We start from the raw sequence: 23,012 nt of genomic DNA, 5'->3' as shown, positions 1-23,012 counted from the left end.
GCTACGACGGAGATGATCCCCCTCGAATATCAAACCGTGCATTTGCCTGGTCCTGGCGGCGCGTGAGTGCGAAGACGACCCAGATAGTCAGCCCGGTAACGCCCAGCATGAGCACGTCCAGCAGGGCAACCGCGCTCGTGAGGTTGGCGATGTCGCGGTCATCCATGGCCTTCGGGTCGATCGAACCCCAAACCGTGGTCCACACGGCGCTGACGACCTGGTATGCCACCCACCAGATCGGTAGCAAGGGAGTGAGGCGGGTTCGCCTCCACCCGTCTGTCTCCGCCGCCGGCAGACCGGGATCGCTGGCCCGCCAGGCCTGGTTCAAGACGCGTACCGGCTGCACCCAGTTCGCGAACGGGACGAACCACCAGCCGATCGCCCATCCTGGACCGAACTCGGGGGCCGCTGCACCCAGGGCGCGAACGTTGCAGGTTGCCCGGCGAGTCCACCAGAGGAAAAAGGGCACGATCCCCACAACCACGAGGCTCTGGAATCCCTTCATGCCGTTGAAGAACGTCTCTGCACTGTCTATGTCCGAGGGCTTCACAAATTCGCCGTTCGCAATGTCGTCGTAGACGGCGAAATAAAGGACATCAGAGATTGCTGCCACAAGCGTTAGCAGGGCGAACACACCGAAGAGCGCACAGAGCCAGATAGCCGGCGTCCGAAGTGACGTGAACCCGGGCCGCCGCATGAAGAATGGCAGCTGGCCTTCCATTTCGGGTGCCCACGCCGAATTCGCCGAGTTCCAGCGGTAGGTTGTCCCGTCGCTCCGCTGATACCAGGCGTCGCCATAGCGGAATGGCTTGCTCGCCGCCTCGCTCCATCGTGCTGCTTCGCTCCCGGGAACCGGGCTGGTCCCCGTTGTTGGGAGGACTGCGTCCAGCGGAGGGTTCGGCGCCGCTGCCGCGGCGGGGAGACGTTCTGCCTCGGTCGCCTGGCCTGCGGCGAAAAGCCCCCGGCCACAATTCACGCAGAAGCCAGAGCCTTCGGGGGCATCGGTGCCACAGTGCGAACAGACCATCTGCCGAAGCTCCCGTCTCGACTCAAGAGTGCGATCGGTGAATCCAAGACACCGCGACCGGATTTTGGCAGACTGGGACCATAGTGTCCGAAGAATCAGTCCTCTCCTTCGATTCCGCTGGTCTCATTCCCGCCGTCGTCCAGGATGCCCGGTCGGGCGAAGTGTTGATGCTCGGGTTCATGAACCGGGAGTCGATCGCGCGAACCTACCGCACCGGCCTCGTCACCTTCTGGAGCCGCAGCCGCGATGAGCTCTGGGAGAAGGGCGCAACCAGCGGAAACCGCCTCCACCTGGTGAGCATCCACAAGAACTGCGAAGCCAACTCGCTCCTGGTTGTCGCTCGCCCTGAAGGGCCCACTTGCCACACCGGCAACTCCACCTGTTACTACCGCGAGCTCGATCTTGGCCGCGACCTGGAGGGCCGTTAGGTGGACATCTGGCCGGTCGACGGCCCTTGGGCCGGCCAGCTCGCAGTCTGTAGCCGGCCACGTGCCGGGTGGTTCCTCGATGACGACCTCCGCAACCTCCGGCTGGCCGGGTTTCGCGTCCTGGTCTCGGCCCTCACTCCCGAAGAAGTGGTGCTCGCCGAACTCCAAAGGGTCCCCCTCGCTTGCGAGGAAGCCGGCCTCGAGTTCGCCCACTTCCCCGTCGGCAACCTCCAGGTCGCACCATTCGAGCGCGCCCACCCGCATCTCACCTCATGGAACGACCGCCTCCGGTCCGGTGATGGCATCGCGGTCCACTGCTGGGCCAGCGTGGGGCGCGGGCCCACGATCGCCGCTGCGCTCATGGTCCTTGGTGGAATCCAGCCTGCCGAGGCGTGGCATCGTGTCCGCATGGCCCGAGGCCGCGACTGCCCTGATACCGGGGAGCAGCGTTCCTGGATCGCTCAGTTTGGCCCTGAAGCATTCGGATCTGCGGCCTCTTGAAGATCTTCCCGGCCCTGACGCCGCTGACCTCGGCCTCACCCTTGGATGGGAAGTCATCTTGCGCCCCATCGGTTGGCACTTGCCGGCCGAATCGGGATCGTGAATCGTGATTGCCTGATGCCGAAACCCGACTACACCGCACTCGACTTGCCCCCGGCTCCCGCCAACCGGCCCTACATCATTACCAACATGGTCATGTCGCTGGATGGGAAGGCCGTCGTCCAAACGACCGAACAGGGCATCGGCTCCAAGGTGGACCAGCGGCTCATGCGCGAACTTCGCGTAAACGCCGACATCGTCCTCACCGGCGCCGGCACCCTCCGGGCCAGCGGCACGTCATCCCGACTCGGAGACTCCGGCCTTGAACAAATCCGGGTCGCACGCGGAAAGCCGCGCGCTCCGACCGCCGCCGTCATCTCCCGGTCGGGCGACCTGCCGCTCGACCGGCCGTTCTTCACAGCCCGCGACTTCGACGCGGTCGTCTACCTCTCGGACGAAGCCCCTGCCGCTCGCCGGCAGGCCATTGAAGCCACGGGACGCCCGGTGCACATGCTCCCCGTCCTCGGTCCGCTCGATGCGATGTTGAAGCACATGCGACATGACCTCGGCTCCAGCGTGGTCCTGGTGGAGGGCGGTCCTTCGCTGAACGCCGGCCTTTTCGGGCTCGACGTCATCGACGAATACTTCGTCACGATCGGCCCCGTCGTCGTTGGCGGCCGAGATACCCCTACGCCGGTCGGCGGTGCGAAAGCGTTCGCCCGTAATGAGCTCCGGCGCTTCGACCTCGTATGGGCCATTCCGAACGACGCGACCGGCGAGCTCTACTGCCGCTACCGCGCCCGCCGCTAACTCTTGGCGCGCTCCCGCGTCTCCCGCAGGTCCTTCTCGCTCGCCGTTTCCTTGCGCGGGTGTGCCGCCTGGCGCTCCCGCTTTTCCGCTGCTTTCGTCTTTGGGCGCTCCGCCACGGGCGCCGATTCACGCGAGATCCGCTCGCCGAGCGTCGCTGCAGCGGCTGCCGCTGCTTCCTCGTTGCCCTTCGCCCCGTTCGACGTCACACGCTTCCGCGAGGCGCTTTCCACGTTCACCGCTGCCTCGCCCGCAGTTAGTCCAGCCGCGATCTTCCCGTTCCGTGCGGCGGGCGCCCTCTTCGGCGCCGCGGATGGCAATGTCCCCGCCGCCTCGAGGATCGGGCGCAAGTACCGGCCCGTGAAGCTCTTCTCGACGCCGACGACGGCCTCAGGCGTTCCCTGGGCGATGAGTTCGCCACCGCGGTCACCGCCGTAGGGACCAAGGTCGATCAGGTGGTCCGCGGCCTTAATCACGTCCAGGTGATGCTCGATTACAAGGACCGTGTTTCCCGCATCGGCCAGCCGTTGGAGCACGTCCAGCAGGTGCGCCACATCCTGGAAGCTGAGCCCGGTCGTCGGTTCGTCCAGTACGTAGAGTGTCCTCCCGGTAGAGCGGCGGGAGAGTTCGCTTGCGAGCTTGATCCGCTGTGCTTCTCCGCCGGAAAGAGTGGTCGCCGGTTGCCCGATGTGGATGTAGCCAAGCCCTGTTGCTTCGAGCGTGTCGAGGATCCGCTTCACCCGCGGGAATCGCTCGAAGAACTCCGCCGCCTCCGAGACGGTCATGTCCAGCACTTCCGCGATGTTCTTCCCTCGGAACAGGATTTCGAGTGCTTCGCGGTTGTAGCGCTTCCCGTGGCAGACCTCGCACGGCACCGTGACGTCCGGCAGGAACTGCATCTCGACGACCTTGTAACCGTCTCCTGAGCACTCTTCGCAGCGCCCACCCTTGACGTTGAAGCTGAACCGCCCCGGGCCATAGCCACGGGCCTTCGCCTCAGGCACCGAGGCAAACATGTCGCGGATGATCCCGAACGCGCCGGTGTAGGTGGCCGGGTTCGAGCGCGGAGTTCGCCCAATTGGCGATTGGTCGATGTCGACGATCTTGTCCAGGTGCTCGAGCCCTTCGACCGCGTCATGCAGGCCGGGCCGCTGCCTCGCCCCATGCAGCACGTTCGTCGCGCGTTTGACCAGGATCTCGTTGATCAGCGAAGACTTCCCAGATCCGGAGACACCCGTGACCGCGACAAACTTCCCGAGCGGGATGTCGACCGTCAGGTTGCGCAGGTTGTTCTCTCGAGCGCCCCGGATCCGGACGTGCTTGCCGTTTCCCGCCCGCCGTTCCTTCGGCATCGGGATCTCGCGGCGGCCTGAAAGGTAGGCCCCCGTGAGGCTGCCTTCGGCGGCCTTGATGGCCTCGATGTCGCCCTCGGCTACCACGTGGCCGCCGTGGACGCCCGCTCCCGGCCCCATGTCGATGATCCAGTTGGCGGCGCGCATCATCGCTTCGTCGTGTTCCACGATGAGCACCGTGTTCCCGAGTTCCCGCAGGCGTTCCAGCGTCTTGATCAGCCGATCGCCGTCCACCGGGTGGAGGCCGATCGAAGGCTCATCGCAGATGTAGAGCACGCCCATCAGGGCGGAGCCGATCTGCGTGGCCAGCCGGATGCGCTGCGACTCGCCGCCCGAAAGTGTCCCGCTCACCCGGTCGAGCATCAGGTACTCCAGCCCGACGTCCACCAGGAACTCCAGGCGTCCGCGGATCTCCTTGAGGATCTGGTAGGCGATGGTCCGCTCGCGGACGTTCAGTGGCGTCTCTGGCGAGGCGAGATGGTCGAACCATGCCCTCGCCCTGGTGATGCTCAGGTTCGTTACTTCCACGATGGGCTTGCCATCGATGAGCACGCCCAGGGCCTCTCTCCGAAGCCGCCGCCCCTTGCATTCGGGACACGGCACCGAGCCCATGTACTTCTCGATCTCGGTGCGTATGTAGTCCGAGTCGGTCTCCTTGTACCGGCGCTGCAGGTTCGTCACCACGCCTTCGAACTTCGTGTCGTAGGTCTGCGTGCGGCCGTACTGGTTCGTGAACCGCAGGCGTAGGAGCCGCTCGCCGGTGCCGTACATCAGCGCCTGCATCTGCTTCTCGTCCAGTTCGCCCACCGGCGTATCGACCGTGAACCCCTGGTCTTCCGCCACCGCCTCGAGCTGGCGCAGGTACCAGCCGGCCACGCTCGGCGATTTCGACCACGGTTCTACCGCGCCGCCCGCCAGCGACTTCGTCCGGTCGGGGACGATGAGCGCCGGGTCGATCTGCATTTCGACGCCGAGGCCCGTGCACTTCGTACACGCGCCGTGGGGGCTGTTGAACGAGAACGTCCGGGGTTCGATTTCGCCGATCGATGTCCCGTCGTACGGACAGGAGAAGTGCTCCGAGAACACGCGCTCCGGCTCGCCGCCCGAGGCATGGGCGATGATCATCACTCCCTGGCCCACCTTCAGGGCCTGCTCCACCGAGTCCGCGATGCGGCTCGTCGCCGTCGGGTCGGCCCCCGGCTCAGGCACCACCAGCCGGTCGACGACGACATCGATGTCGTGCCGCTTCTTCTTGTCGAGCGCCGTCACCTCATCGAGGTCGTGGACCGTACCGTCGATGCGGACGCGGACGAATCCGGCCCGGCGCGCCTCCTCGAAGACGCCGCTGTGTTCGCCCTTCTTCGCGCGGGCCACGGGCGCCAGGAGGAGGAGCCGGGAACCAGCCGGGTAAGCCAGCGTCGCGTCGACGATCTGCTGCACCGTCTGGCGCTCGATGGGCCGCCCGCACTCCGGGCAGTGCGGGCGCCCGGCCCGCGCCCACAGCAGGCGCATGTAGTCGTAGATCTCCGTGACCGTCCCGACCGTCGACCGCGGGTTGTTCGAAGTCGACTTCTGGTCGATCGAGATCGCCGGCGAGAGCCCGTCGATGTGGTCGACATCCGGCTTCTCCATCAGCCCCAGGAACTGGCGCGCGTAGGCCGAGAGCGACTCGACGTAGCGGCGCTGGCCTTCCGCGTAGATGGTGTCGAACGCAAGGGACGACTTCCCCGAGCCGGAGAGCCCGGTGATCACCACGAGCTGGTCGCGCGGGATGCGGACGGTGATGTTCTTGAGGTTATGCTCGCGGGCGCCGCGGACGAGGATGTGGTCGAGGGGCACTTCGGCCTTCCGTTTGGAGGAGTCGCCGATTGCTCGGGCCTACGAGTGTAGCCCGCTTTGGAGGCGGCGACAGGAAGCATAGCAGCCCTAGAACGCCCGTTCTAGACTCCTCCTGCCAGCACGATGTCAGGAGCCCAGGCGCACCAGCGTCCGGCCCTTCACCTTCCCCTGCAGGATCTCGGCGCAGACCGTCGCTACTCCGTCCAGGTCCGTCTCAACCGCGATGGACTCGATCAGCCCCTTCGGCTTCAGGTCCTTGCCCATCCGCGCCCAGACGCGCTGGCGCTTCGGCAACGGGCAGAACACCGAATCGATGCCGAGCAGGTTCACGCCCCGGAGGATGAACGGGAACACCGTCGTCGGGACGGTGGTCCCGCCCGCCAGCCCGCTGAGGGCGATCCCGCCGCCGTACTTCACCGAACGGATCAGGTAGGCGGTAGTGGCGCCGCCGACCGGGTCGACCGCGGCCGCCCAGCGTTCGCCCTCCATCGGGCGGTTGCTTTCGGCGCTGACCTCTTCGCGCGTGAGGATCTCGGTCGCGCCGAGGGCTCGCAGGAAGTCGTGTTCGCTTGCCTTGCCGGTGCTCCCGGCGACGGTGTAGCCGAGCTGGGCGAGCATGTTGACCGCCGTGCTGCCGACGCCGCCCGTGGAGCCGGTGACCAGGACCGTGCCCTGGTCCGGGCGGAGGCCGTTGTGTTCGAGCGCTTCGACCGAGAGGGCGGCGGTGAACCCGGCCGTGCCGAGCGCCATCGCCTCCTTCGTCGTCAGGCCGGCGGGCAGCGGCATGACCCAGTCCGCGGGGATGCGCGCCAGTTCGGCGAACCCGCCGGGGTGGGCGACGCCGACGTCGTAGCCGGTGACCACCACCTTGTCGCCCTTCGCGAAGCGCCCATCGGCGGATTCGAGGACCGTCCCCGCCAGGTCCACGCCGGGCACCATCGGGTAGCTCCGGATCACCCGCCCGGTGGGGCTGAGCGCGAGCCCGTCCTTGTAGTTGATCGAGCTCCACTCGACCTTGATGGTGACTTCGCCGGCGGGGAGGTCGGCCTCGCTCAGCTCCCTGGTGGCGACGGCGATGCCGTCTCCCTGCTTGTCGACGACGATGGCCCGGTATCCCATGCAAAGCTCCCCGCTGCGTAGTGCGGAAAGCGTGCTTTGGCGCCGCCGAACCGGCAAGCGGCCCTCCGGCGAAAACTCCCTGTGTGGCGAACGGCGTGCAGTGCGGTTGCGCCGAAGCGCCGGCACAATCCCCAGGACATCCACCCCCACCCGCTACGAAGAACTCCCCTCTCCCAGGCCCGGGAGGGGGTTTGGGGGTGAGGGACACTCCCGCTTCTTACGGGGCTCTTACGACATAAACATTTACAAAACCTTGCCGGACATAAGGGTTCTCCCCTACATTTTCACCCGAAGGCAACGTTAGCTACCGCCCGGTAGCTAAATAGTGGACGCGGTTGCCGCGAATGCGTCCGCTGTACCAATGGGGGCGCCCCACCCCCGCCGACGGCTTTTCTGTGGGCGACGGACCACACCGTGCTGTGGAGCCGCCGGCATTCCTCGATGCCGCGACGGCCACTGACCGAGGGACTACCTGCGACGCGCTGAACGGAGAGCCGGGCCTTCCTGGGGAGGATTGGAACTCGACTCGAAGCGCGCCGCCGGACAAGGACGGAGCACCCATTGACTCTCGCACTCTACGGAAAAACCCGCCGCCGCCAGGGCATCCTCGTGATGCTCGGCCTCTTCGCCGTCTTCGCCGCCCTCATTGGGGGCGTGGCGGTTCAGAAGGAAGCCAAGGCGGTGAGCTTCACGCTCAGCACCACCAATGGAACGTTTCCTTCCCTCAGCGGCGGGACTTGCGTTGTCGGTCTCGGCACGCAGGAGGTCCACTGGGGCGACACCGAAGGAACTGGATGCCCGTCCACAGCCAACCAGAGCGGCTACAAGTGGAACGGAATCCCCGCCGCAGACAGCTTCAACGACGGTGAGACCGTTTACCTGGGGCGCTTTACCCACTTCAACCGCCCTATTAACGGCGGCACCAGCATCTCCGGGGCCACGATGAACGTGAACCTCGCCTTTTCGGCCCCTGGCGTGGTTACAGCGCCGATTACGATCACCCTGGCCCACGAAGAGACCAGCAACTCCGGAAGCTACAGCAACTGCGCCTACCAAATTGCGGGCGACAGCACGCCCTGCCCGGACCGCGTGGTACCCACTGTCCCGGCGGGAACGGCTTTCACCGTCGGCGCAGTCCAGTACACGCTCCAGCTCGTTGCATTCGAACGCGATGCGGACGGCGCCTGCCCGGCGCTGCCGACCTCGGAGACGTTCACTCCGTCTTTTGTGACTGCGGAGGGCCAGGAGAACTGGGGCTGCCTCTACGGGAAGATCGTCATCGCAAAGCCCGACCTGACAGTCATCAAGACGTCACGAAACGCTGGTGACACCTCCAACCTCGAAACCGTCAACTCGGGCACCCAGTTCCTCTGGAAGTTCGTCGTGAGCAACAGTGGCGCCGTCGCTGCCAACTGGGCGACGGGCGACGTGGTCTTCCGCGACAACCTCCCGGCAGGGGCCAACTACGTCCTTGGGACGCAACCCTCCGGCTACGCCTGCACGCTCTCCTCGGCGACGGGGCCATCGACGTTCGAGTGCACCCGCACCGGCGCGAATACGACCCAGGCTGTGGGCGCGACACTGACCTTCAACGTTCTCGCCACGCCTACCCTAGCGGTGGCCGGCACGCTCTCCAACCCCGCCGCCGGCGGGATCTGCAAGGTCGACCCGAACAACACCGAAGAGGAGATGTTCGAGAACAACAACCTCTGCGCCGACACGATCAGCGTCACTATCCCGCAGAGTCCCGACCTCACCGTCACCAAGGTCGCCAAGAAGGGCGGCGTCGAGATCGACTCCGTGAACATGGCTGACCCAACCTTCCAGTGGATAATCACCGTTGCAAACGTCGGAAATACCAATGCCGTGTTCGGCGCGGGCCAGGACATTCTGGAGGACGACCTACCCGCCGGTGCCACCTACGGCGCCCCCGGCGAGACATCGGATAATGCAGACTGCACTCCGAACAGCTCAAGCACCGGTCCGACTACCGTCGATTGCGATGTCGACACGGGGGAGACTTTTACCCTTGCCCCCGGTGGCACTTGGACGGTGACGATCGATGTCACTCCGACGACGCCCGGTACTCTGTTGAATCCCGCCGCCGGCGCTGGCAATGTCTGCAAGGTCGATCCAGATAGCCTGCTAACCGAGGCCAATGAGGGCAATAACGACTGCAGCGACACCGTGACAGTCACCGCATCCGGCACGATCGTCGTCCACAAGGAAGAGGCGGGCTCGCTCGTCAACTCCAGCCAGGAATGGGACTTCGCACTCTCGGGTGGCACGTCCAAGTCCCCGATTCAAATTACGGATGCGGGCCAGCAGTCCTTCACCGGCATCGCTCCCGGCACCTACACCGTCACCGAAACCGACACCGGAAGTGTCGCCACCTGCGGCGCGGTCGTCGGTTCCTACGTGACCACGCACGGCACCGAAACGAACCCGACAGTCGTTGGCCAGGCTCACACGGGCATCTCCGTCGCCGCCGGAGAGACGAAGCACGTCTACTTCAAGAACACCGCCTGTCCCGGCACCCTCGGCATCGCCAAGACAAGCACGCCCCAGGACAGCGTCGCCGCTGGCGGGACGGCGACCTGGACCGTCACTGTCACGGTTGGCGTCAACCCCACGACCGCCGTGGCGACGATTTCCGACACGCTTCCTCCCGGATGGGTGATTGGCACCGGGGGAGTGACCGACAACTCGTCGAACGTATCGTGCACCGGGCCCGCGGGGGCCACCAGCTTCACCTGCACCCTTCAGAACAACTCATCGGTCGGCACGAAGATCATCACGGTACCCGTTGTGGCCCCGGCGAACTTCCCGCAGTCGAACTGCACGACATACACCAATACTGCAACCATCACTGGCGGCGGGGGGACGCCCAGCCCGGCAAGCGCCTCTGATGACCTGGCCGTAACCGGCTGCATCAACCCAACGCTCACGCTCTCGAAGAGCAGCTCCGCTGTGCCTTCTCCGCTCGGGAGCGGCGGCACCTTCAACTGGGTGCTTACGGCAGTGGTGAGCAGCGGGCCAACCGTCGCGAACGCGACGATCACCGACACCCTTCCCCCGGGGTTCACGGTCAACGGGACTATCACCGACTCCGCGGATAACGGCCAGGCGGCCAAGATGACATGCACTCCCAACGGCGCCGTACCGGGCGCGACGGGGTTCAGCTGTACTCTTGCGAGTACCGCCGCCAACGGCACCTACACGATCACTGTCCCTGTCAAGGCTCCAACCGTTACGGGTTCCACACAGTGCGTTCAGTACACCAACGTCGCGACGGCCACCTTTGCCGCAGTCGGCGGAGTCCCGGGCGGCACCGTCGTCCAGACGAACAACAGCAACAGCGTCACGGTCACCTGCCCGACCCTCTCGATCACCAAGTCGGCGGTCGACAGCAACGTTGACTTCGGCCAGAACGTCCAGTTCGACATCGTTGTGACGAACACGAGCGGCGTGCCTGCTACAGGCGTGACGGTCTCCGACACGCTCCCAACGGCGGCCGGCCTCGCCTGGCAGACGCCGCCCACGGAAACGCCGTTGAACCCCGGGACCTGCAACATCGCCGGCAACGTCCTGTCCTGCTCGGGCATCGAACTCAACGCCGGCGCCAGCGTCACGCTGCGGGCGACCGCGACGACCAGTACCGCGACCACCCGCGCCATTTGCGGGCCGCACACCAACCCGGTGGCTACCGCGACCGTGCTCGGCGTGGCCAGCAACTCCGGCCCGGCCACGGTCACGGTGAACTGCCCGTCGATCACGATCAGCAAGGTCGCCAACCCTGTGGGCCCGGTGAATGCCGGCGCCAACATCGGCTGGACCTTCACCGTCTCGAACAGCACATCCGTTGAAGCGACCGGCGTGTCCGTCACCGATAGCCTGCCCTCGGCGGCCGGCGTCTCTTGGCTTAGCACGGCACAAACGTCTTCGGTGAGCGGGGCGTGCGCCGTGAGCGGCCCGGTGGGGAACCGCGTGCTCAACTGCTCGAACCTGACCGTCCCGGCGGGTGGGTCGATAACGGTGAGTGTCACAGGCACGACCACGTCCGGGCTCCCGGCGGCGGGCGGCACCTGCGGGACCATCACGAACACGGGCGCGACCGCATCCCTCCTGGGAATCACCAGCGAGCAGGGCACGCCGGCCTCCGTTCTCGTGAACTGCCCGGACCCGTCGGTCTCCAAGACCGGCAACGGCACCGTCACCGCGGGCGACAACCTGGTCTTCACCGTGACGGTTACGGCCGGCGGCACGGGGACACAGTCGGTGGTCCTGAACGACACCATGCCCGGCAGCGGCCTCAGCTGGACGAAGGGCGGCGCGGATGCCGGCGCATGCACGCCTGGAGGCCCGGTGAGCAGCGGCTCGGCGTACACCTGCACGTTCAACAACCTCAACCCCGGCGACACCCGCACGGTGACGTTCACTGCGCCTTCGAACCCGGCCATGTGCTCCGCCCAGCCCATTTCGAACACCGCGACGATCCACACCGACCCCATCGCCGCGGACGTGAACGGGTCCAACAACTCGTCGACCGCGACCATCACCGTGAACTGCCCGAACGTCACGCTGACGAAGACGGCTGTCACTCCCGGCCCGCTGAACGCCGGCGACGACATCACCTTCACGATGACGGCGACCAACTCTGGTGCCGGCGCGGCGAAGGGCTTCGCGATGAGCGACACGCTTTCTAGCACCGTTACCGGCTGGAACATCACCGCTGAAAGCGGCGCCGACTGCGATATCAGCGGCAACGTCCTGAGCTGCCCCGGCAGCAGCACGATGACGCTCGGGGCCGGCGCGACCGTCTCGGTGACGGTTACCGGTAAGACGACCGCAGCCTCCTGCACCGAGGTCTCGAACACGGTGACCGCCGTCGCCACGAATAGCCCCACGTCGATCACCCCGAAGACGGCCAACGTCACGGTGCGGTGCCCCGATGTGAAGATCACGAAGGTAGGCAACGGCCCGCTCAACGCCGGCGACCTTGCCATTTACACCGTCACGGTCGAGAACATCGGGCTTGGCGAGGCCAAGGGCGTCCAGGTCAGCGACTCACTGCCTGCTGGCATCACCTGGGCGATCGACCCGTTGGTCGCCGGTTGCTCCATCAACACGGCCCCGAACCCGGACGTGCTGACCTGCAGCTTCGCGACCCTCGCGGCAGCCGCGAAGGTCGAGATCCGGTTGACCGGCACCGCGCCCGCCGCGGTCTGCGGGCTCGTCTCGAACACTGCGACCGTCTCGGCGACGAACGAACCGTCCAGTGTCCTGGCGAACAATACGTCGACGGACTCCATCGGCGTCAACTGCGCTTCGATCAAGGTCGAGAAGGTAGCCGATGCCAGCGCCGTCAGCGCGACGGACAACATCGGCTTCACGATCAGGGTCTGGAACGAGGGCGCGGGCACTGCCTACGGCGTCCAACTGACGGACGCACTCCCTGCGAACGCTGGCCTCGCCTGGGCGGAAAACCCGGATGACGGCTCCTGCTCCATCGCGTCCAACACGCTCACCTGTAACTTCGGCAACATGCCGCCCACCGCGAAGGCGAACGCGCGCACCGTCCACATCGCTTCGCCCACCACCGTCGCGACCTGCGGCGAGGTCAACAACGTGGAAGCAGTCGTGACCACGACGAACGACGGCACCGCACGCGAAGGCGAGAAGATCCAGGTCAACTGCCCCGACGTTACCGTCGAGAAGGACAACACCGGCCAGGCGACGATCAGCGCCGGAGGCACGATGCAGTTCACCATCACGGTGACTGTCTCGGGCACACCCGGCACGGTCGCAAAGAACGTCGAGCTCCATGAGGTGCTTCCGGCGGGCACGTCCGGCTGGGACGCGACCTCGACGACGCCGAGCGGCATCTGCGCCACCCTCCTGAGCAACCTGCTCTGCCAGTTCGGGAATGTCACCGTCCCCGCGAGCGGGTCCACCAGCTTCGTCATCGTCATCGAGGGCGAGGCCATCGGCGCCGACCGCGTTGGCGCCTGCGGCAACCTCACCAACGCCGTCACGGTCAGTGCCGGTAACGAGAGCAACACGGGCAACAACAGTGCAAGCGACTCCGTCGTCGTCAACTGCCCGAACATCGTCGTCACCAAGGAGGCGAAGGCCTCCCCGATCAACGCCGGCGATGAGGCGCGCTTCATCATCAAGGTGAAGAACACCGGCGCGGGCACAGCCACCGGCGTCGAGGTGAAGGACTCGCTCCCGAACCAGACGGGCCTCACCTGGAACGAGAATCACGCGGACTGCTCGATTACGGGCACGATGCTGAATTGCTCGGGGGGCGACTTCGCCTCCATGGCTCCCAATGACGAGATCTCCATCGAGGTCTACGCGACTACAACACCGGCGCACTGCACGGTTTTGACGAACTACGCGCTCGCCTCCGCAGGCAATGACCAATACGTCGGGACGGCGGATTTCCGCGAGTCGCCGCTGGCGACTATCACGGTTCAATGCCCCGACATCTCCGTCCTGAAGACGGCCGACAACTCGCCGATCAGCGCCGGCGATACGGCGTCCTTCACGATCACGGTCTCGAACTCGAACGAGACGGGGACAGGGACGGCGAGCGGCGTCCACCTCAGCGACACGCTTCCCAGCGGCGTCGCCTGGTCGATCAACCCATCGGTGGCTGCCTGCTCAATCACCAACGGGGTGCTGTCCTGTGACTGGGCCACGCTGGCGAAGGGCGCCTCGGTCAGCGTGACGGTGACGGGAGCGACAGGGGCTGCCCAGTGCGGCGAACTGCCGAACACGGCGACGGCCACGGCGACCAACGAAGCCGCGGCTGACGGCCCGAACAACTCCAGCGCCACCATCGTGGTCAACTGTCCAGACCTCGAGGTCAAGAAGACCCCCGACGGTGGGACAGTGAACGCCGGCGAAAACGTGGCCTTCACCATCGAGGTCAAGAACGTCGGCGACGGTGTTGCCCGCGACGTGGTCCTCACGGACACGGTGCCCACGGGCTTTGCCTGGACACCGAACCCGGCGGGCGAAACCTGCGAAATCACGGCCGGCGTGCTCACCTGCGAATTCGGCGACCTGGCCAAGAATGCGACAGCGAGCGTGACGCTCACCGCCGCGACCACGGCCGCCCAGTGCCAGGCCATCCCGAACACCGCTTCCGCGGCATCGACCTTCGGCGGCGGCGACACTGCGACCGACGGCGGCGACATCACCGTCCTCTGCCCCGATGTCGTCATCGAAAAGGTGGCCGACAAGTCGCCCGTCGGCTACGGCGAGCAGATGTCGTTCACCATCAAGGTGACCAACCTCGGCCCCGGCGTGGCGAAGGACGTCGTTGTCACCGATGTCATCCCGGTGGGCCCCGGTGCTGCCGGATGGACCACGAACACGATCGGCTGTCAGGTCGATATCACGGTGGTCTGCACCTTCAAGGAGATCCTGCCCGGCGACGCCAACGCGAAGACGATCATCGTCACCAGTGTCGCCTCGCCGGCAACGTGCGAGCCGCAGGTGAACTCGGTCACGGTCACGGCTGCGAACGAGCCCGCCGGTGCGCCGGGCGCGAATGCCGATGAAGCGACGATCGAGATCGAATGCGGCACCGTCCAGATCATCAAGATCGACAATGTCGGCGCCGGTAACCCGAACCTTCCTGGCGATGGCGACTGGGACTTCAACCTCACCCGCAACGAGCAGGCTTTCGCCAGCCGTTCGATCCCCATCGGCGGGGGTGGTGGAAGCGTCACCATCGATAAGGTCCCCTACGGCACGTATGCGGCCGCCGAAGTTGAGGCGATCGCCGGTCAGTGCCCCGAGCCGAACCCGATACGGACGTATCGGACGACCAGCCAGGACGGCGCCAAGACAGTCAGTGCCGAGAACCTGGCAGTGACCTTCACCTTCTTGAACACCGAGTGCGGCATCGTCGCCAGCACCGGGACCCTGATCATCCAGAAGGTGGAAGACCTCGACGGCGACCACGCGCAGGACCCGGGCGAGCCGATGCTCGCCAACTGGCCCATGACCGTTTCAGGCCCGCAGTTCCCCGCGGGACAGGTGTTCACAACGGATGCGAGCGGGCAGATCATCCTGCCCGGTGTCCTGACGGGTGTGTACACCGTGACCGAAGGCGCGAAGGCCGGTTATCAGCCGGTCGGGATCGTCGTCGACGACGACGGCCCGGTCTTCACTCCCGGCCCCATCTCGTTCGTCTCGCTCGCGTACAGCGATGTCGACACCATCACGTTCTACAACCGCCCGCTCGGTTCGATCGTGGTCAGCAAGACTGCTGTGACGAGCCGCAACGGCGGTCCGAATATCGTCTCGACGGACGACGACGATGGCTGGACCATCACCGTCAGTTCGGCGGCCTGCGGGATCAATCGCCAGGCGGTCACGGACTCTGCCGGAAAGGCCGTGTTTACCGGCCTGCCGCTCTGCTCCGACTACCAGGTGAGCGAGGGTCCGGTGAACACGAACTCGCCGGACTTTGTCCCGCTGACTCCAGCCACGGTCTCGAACGTCACACCCGGACGAGACGTCCCGGCCGCGGTCGCGTTCACGAACCGGAAGGTCGTCACGGACCCACCGTGCGTCAACTGCGGGCCGCAGCCGACTCCGACAAGCACGGCCGTGCCGCCGACGAGCACACCGGTGCCGCCGACGAGCACCGCGGTGCCGTCGACGCCGACGCCGAAGGCGACCACCGCGGGCGAACGGACACCGGGTCCCGGCTCGCCCACGCCACTCGCGCCGAGCACCGGCCAGGGCTTCTTCGGTGGCCCGGTCGGCCGCTCTAACCTCCTGCTCGTCCTGTTAGGGCTGGCTGCCATCGCCGGGGGCCTCCTCTTCGTGGGGGCTGGCCGCCGAGTCCGGCGTTAGTCCGCCGGGGCGCGGAGAATGAACTACGCAGGGGCCCCCAGGGGCCCCTGTCCATCCCGGCACTGGAGTCCGATGCTTTAGGCGCGGCCAGCGCCGTCCGGGAGTCGTGTATTCATGCTGAGACGCTATTGCAGAGCCGCCGCCACGCTTGTAGCCGTGCCGGTCCTCCTCGTCGCATGCTCCGACGACGAGCCCAGCGACGAGAACTTCGTCACGCAACTGTGCGAAGCCAGCGCCGAGCTCCGGACGGACCTCGAAGCGGCGATCCAGGCCGCCAGCACGCAGACGGACTCCGGTAAGGCCGTCGGGCTGCTGGTGGAGCCACTTGAGAAGTTCGTCAAGGCCTTCAAGGATTCCGACCCCCCCGATGACCTCGATGAGTGGCATGACGAGGCCTCCGACAGGCTCCAGGCAACGGTCGACGCGTTTAAGAAAGAACAATCCCTCTCGGCCCTCGTTGGCTTCAGCGACAGTCCGATCCCGGACCCGCCCGCGGAGGCGAAACAACGCCTGCGCGACGCGGCGGAGGACGTGGTGGCCTGCGACGGGGTGGCGTTCTTGAAGCCGGACTGACGTACACGGCCACTCCCGGATTAGTCAGCCCAAATAGCTGCGTATAGCCGGCGCCGAGGCCGCGGAGCGCCACAGGCGGTACGCTGGGCGCATGGCCAAAGCCGACCCCTTCCTTTCAGACATCGAGCGCTATCAACGCAACTTGCGAGAGGAAGTCGATGGGGCGGCCCTCTACCGGCTGCTCGCCGGAGCGGAGAAGGATCCCCACCTCCGAGAGCTCTACTCCCGACTGGCCGCAAGCGAAGACCGCCACGGCGCGCTCTGGGCCGACCGACTGCGTTCGGCCGGTGTCGAAGTGCCGAACTACAAGCCCTCGTTGCGGGTGAAGACCCTCGGCTGGATTGCGCGCCGCTTCGGTACCAGCGTTGTCAGCCCGATCGTCACGCGCATGGAGATGGCAGCGACGGCGGTGTACGACGACCAGCCCGAAGCCGTCGAAGCGAACCTCCCGGCCGACGAGCGGTCACACGCGCGCCTCTTTCGCGAGATCAGCCGGAACGGGACGGGCAGCCGGGGTGACGTTGATATCGCCCGGATCGAGGGCAGGCACCGCTCGGGGAGCGGCAACGCACTTCGTGCCGCAGTTCTCGGGGCAAACGACGGGCTCGTGTCGAATCTGCTCCTTGTCATGAGCGTCGCGGGTGCGGCTCCGGGCCGCGATTTCGTCCTCCTGGCCGGAGTCGGTGGCCTGCTCGCCGGGGCGATCAGCATGGCGCTGGGCGAGTGGGTCAGCGTCCGCAGCTCGGCCGAGGCGTTCGCCCGCCAGGTGGCCATCGAACGGGAAGAGCTCGAAGCCAACCCGGAAGAAGAGGAAGAGGAGCTCGTCCTCATCTACCAGGCGAAGGGACTTGCCGAAGCGGATGCCCGCGCCACCGCGAAGCGCATCCTGGCCACGCCCCAGACGGCGCTGGACACGCTGGTCCGCGAAGAACTCGGCATGTCCGAATCGGAAGCAGGGAATGCCTGGGTGGCGGCAGGGACGTCGTTCGTGACCTTCGCCCTCGGCGCCGTCATCCCGATCTTGCCGTGGCTGTTCCTCGGCGGCAGCACGGGCCTTGCCCTGAGCGGTGTGCTGAGCGCCGCCGGTCTGTTCTTCACCGGCGCCGTAACGACGCTTTTCACCGGCCGGAGCATCCTCTTCTCCGGGACGCGGATGGTCGTTTTCGGCGCGATCGGGGCGACGGTGTCGTTTGCGGTGGGCAGCCTCATTGGCGCCGGCACGGGCATCTGACCTCCGCTAGATCTCGACCTCGATAGTTAATCGGTGTTCTGTCGTCCGGATCGATGTCACGCGATACTCCAGGCCGCCTGCTAGCGATTCGATGCGGGAAGCCAGCGGGGCCTCGATGGCGTTACGGACCTGTTCGGGGAGCGCGAGCTCTCCCAGCGAGGAATCGACGACCTCAAGCCGGAGGCTCCCATCGACGATGTTCGGGTTAACGGTGATGGAACTACGAAAGCCCACGCCGAGCCCGCCGACAGCAATGTCGCACTTCACGAGACCGTTCGAACCGACCGTGACCTCGACGGCGGGTCTCACGCCGAAGCCCGGGAGCGTGGAAAGTTGATTGGCGACGAGGGTGGCCAGGGCCTCTTCGGTCAGGATGAGGCTGAGGTTGCCGCCGCCTGCGCCATCGGCCTCGCCGGCGCTAAAGTCGGTATCGACCGTGAATGCGAGGACTGCGGCGATCGCGCCGCAAAGGCCGCCAAGCACGAGAAGAAGCAGCGATTTCATGGGTGGCCCACCATGCCTTCCGCCACGAAAACAGGCAAACCGCGGGGGTTTGCGTCAACGCGCTGAGGCTGGCATACTACAGACTCTGGTGGCTAGAGCGAGGTGGTCCCACCCGTTCCCATCCCGAACACGGTTAGTGAAACGCCTCAGCGCTGACGATACTGCCCGGGCAACTAGGTGGGAAAATAGGCCGCCGCCGGTCAAACAAAAGAACCGCCCAAACAGGCGGTTTTTTGGTTTCCGGAAGTGTACTACGGTAACTGTGCAGCCCCCTTTTGCGTTCCAATAGCGAAGGGACGGGGCGCCCCGGAAGTGACAGAGCTAGCCCGGCCGCCGGTTTGCCTTGCTTTCCCGCAAGGATCGGCGGCTGCTACAATCGATTCCGAGATCCCAATTTCTACCCTGGCCGCACTGTCTCCAGCGAGGCGTGCCGGCCCACCAATCGGAGCCCAACTTGTCAGCAGATACCGCCCAGCCAGAAACCCCCGCAATCGAAGAGATGGACATGGGGGCGCTCCTCGAAATGGAGGATGCGCAACCGGGTCAGCTTCGCCGCGGCGAAATCGTCGAGGGGATGGTCATGGGCGCGTCTCCCGACGGCCTGATCGTCGATGTCGGGACCAAGACCGAAGCCGTGATCCCGCAGAGCGAGATGCTCTCCCTCGGTGTCGATGGGGCCGCCAAGCTTAAGGCCGGCGACACCGTCAAGGTCATGGTCCTGCAGCCGTCTTCTTCGGAAGGGCATGCCATCGTCTCCCTCGACCGCGCTCGCGGCGAAGAAGGCTGGGACACCCTTGCGGTGCGCCACGAGTCGGGCGAAATCTTCGATGCCCAGGTGACCGGCCACAACCGTGGCGGCATTCTGGTGAACGTCGATGGTGTCAACGCGTTCGTGCCGCTTTCGCAAATCGATAGCGTTCGCCGCGACGACCCGGATGCCGCGGGCCAGCTCGCGAACCTCGTTGGCAATTCGATCCGCCTGAAGGTCATCGAACTCAACCGGAAGCGGAACCGCGTGATCCTCTCGGAGCGTGCGGCCATGGCGGAAGTCCGCAAGGAGCAGAAGGACAAGGTCCTCGATGAGCTTCAGGAAGGCCAGATCCGCACCGGCCGCGTCTCTTCCATCACCGACTTCGGTGTGTTTGTTGACCTTGGGGGGGCCGATGGACTGGCCCACATGACTGAGCTCACCTGGGAGCGCGGCAAGAAGGCCAAGGAGCTGTACAACGTCGGCGACGAAGTGCAGGCATACATCCTCAAGATCGACCGCGACACCAAGAAGATCTCGCTGTCGCTCAAGCGCGCCCAGCCCGAGAAGTGGGACTCGACCGTCAACCGGTTCGTCATCGGACAGATCCTGATCGGCCGTGTGACCAAGTTGATGGCATTCGGCGCGTTCGTCCGCCTCGATGGCCCGGTCGAAGGGCTCATCCACATCTCGGAGCTTTCGAACCGGCGGATTCAACATCCCAAGGATGTCGTGAAGGAAGGCGATGTGGTGCCGGTCAAGCTGGTGCGGATCGAAAAGGATCGTCATCGCCTCGGCCTCAGCCTCCGCCAGGCGCGGAACGACGCGGAAGCGATGGGCTTCCAGTTTGATGCGAATGGCGCCGTGATCGACTATCCGGACGATGTCCGGGAGCAGTTCCAGCTGCCCCCGCGCGATGCTTCCGTCCCCGTCCGGCGCCAGCCGAAGACGGCCCAGGAAGCGATCGAGCAGGCGGTTTCACGCGACCCCGAACCGATCTCGGCGTTTGCGCACGCATTCGCGCAGGCGCTCGAAAACGCCGAGGCCGGCAGCGTCGTCGCCGCCACCGTTGTCGATGCATCTGTCGAGGCTCCGGCTGAAGCTGATGCTGAGGCCGCAGGCGCGGTGGAAGCCGCAGCCGCTACCGCGTTGGTTGAAGATGCCGCGGCGGAAGCAGCAGTTGAAACGCCGCTGGCTGAAGCCGGGGAGCAGGAAACCGTCGCCGAATCCTCCGATGCGGGGGAGGCTGTGGCCGAAACTCAGGATTCTTCCGAGGCGACGGCGGCAGCGACGGACGCCGAGAATGGAGCCACGGACGGCTCACCAGCAGAAGCTGCAGCACCTTCCGAAGGGGAGGAGTCTGCGGACGGCTCGTAGTCGTTCCCTGGGCGCATCCAGAGGGGTGGGAGAAGTACATGGCCGATAGGTTCGACAAGTTCACTGAACGGGCGCGGCGCGTACTGACGCTCGCCCAGGAAGAAGCACATCGCTTCAACCACAACTATATCGGCACCGAGCACATCCTCCTCGGGTTGGTGCGCGAAGGTGACGGCGTCGCCGCCAAGGTCCTCGCGAATCTCGGCGTCGAGCTCAACAAGGTCCGTTCGGCCGTCGAATTCATCATTGGGCGGGGCGACCGCACCGTCCTCGGCGAAATCGGCCTGACCCCGCGCGCCAAGAAGGTCATCGAACTCGCGGTTGATGAGGCACGCCGCCTTACGCACAGCTATATCGGTACCGAGCACCTCCTCCTCGGCCTCGTCCGGGAAGGCGAGGGTATCGCCGCGGGCGTGCTGGAAAGCCTGGGCGTCAATCTCGAACGCGTCCGCGCCGAGACGACCCGCATCCTCAGCCAGTCCGCCCCGCAGGCCGCCGGCGCCACCGCCGGTGCTGGCGCCCGCCAGGCGACCCGCACCCCGACCGTCGACCAGCTCGGGATCGACCTGACGCAGGCCGCCCGCAACAACCAGCTGGACCCGGTCATAGGGCGTTCGAACGAACTGGAGCGCGTCGTCCAGATCCTCTCGCGCCGGACGAAGAACAACCCGGTCCTGATCGGCGAGCCGGGCGTCGGTAAGACGGCGATCGCCGAACTGCTCGCCCAGCGCATCGTCAGCGGCGACGTCCCCGAGACCCTCCAGGGCAAACGCCTCCTGACGCTCGATATCGGTTCACTCGTTGCCGGTACCAAGTACCGCGGCGAGTTCGAAGAGCGCCTGAAGAAGGTCATCGAAGAGATCAAGGGCGCCGGCAACTGCATCCTCTTCGTCGACGAGTTGCACATGCTCGTTGGCGCGGGTGCGGCCGAAGGCGCGGTAGATGCCGCGAACATCCTTAAGCCATCACTCGCCCGCGGTGAACTGCAGTGCATCGGGGCTACCACCCTCGATGAGTTTCGGAAGCACATCGAACGGGACGCGGCGCTCGAACGCCGCTTCCAGCCGGTTATGGTCGAACAGCCGTCGGTCGAAGAGACGATCGAGATCCTCAAGGGAATCCGGCCGCGCTACGAGGAGCACCACAAGCTCAAGATCAGCGATGCCGCCCTGGTTGGCGCCGCCGAACTCTCTTCGCGCTACGTCAGCGACCGCTTCCTGCCGGACAAGGCGATCGACCTCATCGACGAGGCGTCGAGCCGGGTCCGCATCCGCCGGGCGGCCACTCCGCCGTCGCTCAAAGAGGCGATGAAGGGCCTCGAGAGCCTGCGCCGCGAAAAAGAGCAGGCGATTGCTTCGCAGCAGTATGAATATGCGGCCGAACTCCGCGACCGCGAACTCAAGCTCCAGGACAAGATCAAGGAGATGGGCGAGTGGGAAGAGGGCGAGGAGGGGATTGCCACCCCGGTCGTCACGGAGGAGGACATCTCCGAAGTCGTCTCCATGTGGACCGGTATCCCGGTCGCCCGCATTGCGAGCGAAGAGAGTGCCCGCCTGCTGAAGATGGAGGACCAACTCCGTGGCCGCGTGATCGGGCAGGACGAGGCGATCGAGACGATCGCTCGAGCCGTCCGCCGCGCGCGTGCCGGCCTGAAGGATCCGCGCCGCCCCATCGGGGTGTTCCTCTTCTGCGGTCCTACGGGCGTCGGGAAGACCGAACTCGCCAGGGCGCTCGCCGAATTCATGTTCGATTCCCAGGACAACATGATTAAGCTCGACATGAGCGAGTTCAGCGAGAAGCACACGGTCTCCCGCCTCGTCGGGGCGCCTCCCGGCTACGTCGGTTACGACGACGGCGGCCAGCTGACGGATACCGTCCGTCGGAAGTCGTACTGCCTCATCCTCCTCGACGAAATCGAGAAGGCGCACCCGGAAGTCTTCAACCTGTTGCTCCAGATCTTCGACGAGGGCCGCCTCGCCGATGCGAAGGGCCGCAAGGTCGATTTCCGCAACACCATCATCATCATGACTTCGAACGTCGGGTCCGACCTCATCAAGAAGGACTCCGGGCTCGGGTTCGCTACCGCCTCGGACGAAGTGAAGTCTCACGAAGACCGCTATCTGCGAATGAAGGACAAGGTCCTGACGGAGTTGAAGAACGTCTTCAAGCCGGAGTTCCTGAACCGGATAGACAGCACCGTGGTCTTCCGCTCGCTCTCTCGCGAGGACATCCGCCGCATCGTTGACAACGAGCTGCGCAAGGTCGAGAAGCAGCTGATGACGCGGGGTGTGCGGATGGAAGTCACGGATGCCGGCAAGGACTGGCTCGGAGAGAAGGGCTACGATCCGATCTTCGGCGCCCGGCCACTCCGCCGTGTCATCCAGGACAACATCGAGGACAAGCTCAGCGAAATGCTCCTTTCCGGCGACTTCATCGCGGGCGACCTGGTGAAGGTCGACGCCGAAGAGGGAGCGTTGAAGATCGAGCCCGTCCGCGAGCCGGCCGCGGTCGGCTAGCGAGTCCCCGCCCGCCTCACCAGCCCGCCCGGGCCATCGTCCGGGCGGGCTGCCTTCGATTGACGGCGACA

12 protein-coding genes and 1 rRNA gene are annotated in these 23,012 nt (G+C 65.7%); 9 read left to right on the top strand and 4 right to left on the bottom strand.

Features of this window, described 5'->3' with window-relative positions:
• Nucleotide 1 precedes the first annotated feature (1 nt).
• Entirely contained in the window at nucleotides 2-1,027 is a 1,026-nt protein-coding gene (locus IPG14_RS04025; RefSeq protein WP_343390961.1) for a DUF4328 domain-containing protein, read from the bottom strand.
• Nucleotides 1,028-1,110: 83 nt separating this feature from the next.
• Between IPG14_RS04025 and hisI the strand changes: the two genes are divergently transcribed.
• The 3 genes from hisI (at nucleotide 1,111) to IPG14_RS04010 (ending at nucleotide 2,805) form a co-directional block, all read left to right on the top strand.
• Nucleotides 1,111-1,455: a phosphoribosyl-AMP cyclohydrolase gene (gene hisI, locus IPG14_RS04020; protein ID WP_343390960.1), complete on the top strand. Its 345-nt coding sequence runs from the start codon at nucleotides 1,111-1,113 to the stop codon at nucleotides 1,453-1,455.
• Entirely contained in the window at nucleotides 1,456-1,956 is a 501-nt protein-coding gene (locus IPG14_RS04015; RefSeq protein ID WP_343385282.1) for a tyrosine protein phosphatase, read from the top strand. It abuts the gene before it with no gap.
• 117 nt (nucleotides 1,957-2,073) lie between these two features.
• Nucleotides 2,074-2,805: a dihydrofolate reductase family protein gene (locus IPG14_RS04010; protein WP_343388190.1), complete on the top strand. Its 732-nt coding sequence runs from the start codon at nucleotides 2,074-2,076 to the stop codon at nucleotides 2,803-2,805.
• Here IPG14_RS04010 and uvrA read toward each other — a convergent pair.
• Together uvrA and IPG14_RS04000 are read right to left on the bottom strand one after the other, a co-directional pair.
• The gene (gene uvrA, locus IPG14_RS04005; RefSeq protein WP_343390959.1) at nucleotides 2,802-5,993 is read right to left on the bottom strand and encodes an excinuclease ABC subunit UvrA; all 3,192 of its coding nucleotides are present in this window, start codon (nucleotides 5,991-5,993) and stop codon (nucleotides 2,802-2,804) included. The two genes, IPG14_RS04010 and uvrA, sit on opposite strands and share 4 nt — an antisense overlap.
• A gap of 126 nt (nucleotides 5,994-6,119) precedes the next feature.
• On the bottom strand, nucleotides 6,120-7,112 hold the full coding sequence (locus IPG14_RS04000; RefSeq protein WP_343390958.1) for an oxidoreductase: 993 nt from the start codon (nucleotides 7,110-7,112) through the stop codon (nucleotides 6,120-6,122).
• 561 nt (nucleotides 7,113-7,673) lie between these two features.
• Between IPG14_RS04000 and IPG14_RS03995 the strand changes: the two genes are divergently transcribed.
• From IPG14_RS03995 to IPG14_RS03985, 3 genes are all read left to right on the top strand, one after another.
• Nucleotides 7,674-15,992 (top strand): choice-of-anchor K domain-containing protein, encoded by an 8,319-nt coding sequence (locus IPG14_RS03995; protein WP_343390957.1) that lies wholly within the window; start codon nucleotides 7,674-7,676, stop codon nucleotides 15,990-15,992.
• Between the two features lie 156 nt (nucleotides 15,993-16,148).
• Nucleotides 16,149-16,565 carry a hypothetical protein gene (locus IPG14_RS03990; protein WP_343390956.1) on the top strand — a complete coding sequence of 139 codons (417 nt, stop codon included), beginning with the start codon at nucleotides 16,149-16,151 and terminating at the stop codon, nucleotides 16,563-16,565.
• Between the two features lie 91 nt (nucleotides 16,566-16,656).
• The gene (locus tag IPG14_RS03985) at nucleotides 16,657-17,796 is read left to right on the top strand and encodes a VIT1/CCC1 family protein (protein WP_343385275.1); all 1,140 of its coding nucleotides are present in this window, start codon (nucleotides 16,657-16,659) and stop codon (nucleotides 17,794-17,796) included.
• Between the two features lie 6 nt (nucleotides 17,797-17,802).
• Here IPG14_RS03985 and IPG14_RS03980 read toward each other — a convergent pair whose 3' ends face one another.
• Nucleotides 17,803-18,300, bottom strand: a complete 498-nt coding sequence (locus IPG14_RS03980; protein ID WP_343385274.1) for a hypothetical protein — start codon at nucleotides 18,298-18,300, stop codon at nucleotides 17,803-17,805.
• Nucleotides 18,301-18,384: 84 nt separating this feature from the next.
• On the opposite strand from IPG14_RS03980, the gene rrf reads away from it, so the two are divergent.
• The 3 genes from rrf to IPG14_RS03965 all read left to right on the top strand — a co-directional run bounded on the left by rrf (nucleotide 18,385) and on the right by IPG14_RS03965 (nucleotide 22,941).
• A 5S ribosomal RNA gene (gene rrf / locus IPG14_RS03975) occupies nucleotides 18,385-18,502 on the top strand.
• A 252-nt stretch (nucleotides 18,503-18,754) separates the two neighbouring features.
• Nucleotides 18,755-20,425: a S1 RNA-binding domain-containing protein gene (locus tag IPG14_RS03970; protein ID WP_343390955.1), complete on the top strand. Its 1,671-nt coding sequence runs from the start codon at nucleotides 18,755-18,757 to the stop codon at nucleotides 20,423-20,425.
• Between the two features lie 38 nt (nucleotides 20,426-20,463).
• Nucleotides 20,464-22,941 (top strand): ATP-dependent Clp protease ATP-binding subunit, encoded by a 2,478-nt coding sequence (locus IPG14_RS03965; RefSeq protein ID WP_343385272.1) that lies wholly within the window; start codon nucleotides 20,464-20,466, stop codon nucleotides 22,939-22,941.
• Nucleotides 22,942-23,012: the final 71 nt, after the last annotated feature.

This window comes from Candidatus Amarobacter glycogenicus, from assembly GCF_016704105.1.
Classification (GTDB): Bacteria; Chloroflexota; Dehalococcoidia; order Tepidiformales; family Tepidiformaceae; genus Amarobacter; species Amarobacter glycogenicus.
Note: the sequence above shows the minus strand (reverse complement) of the source record. Positions and strands in the feature narration are given on the sequence as shown.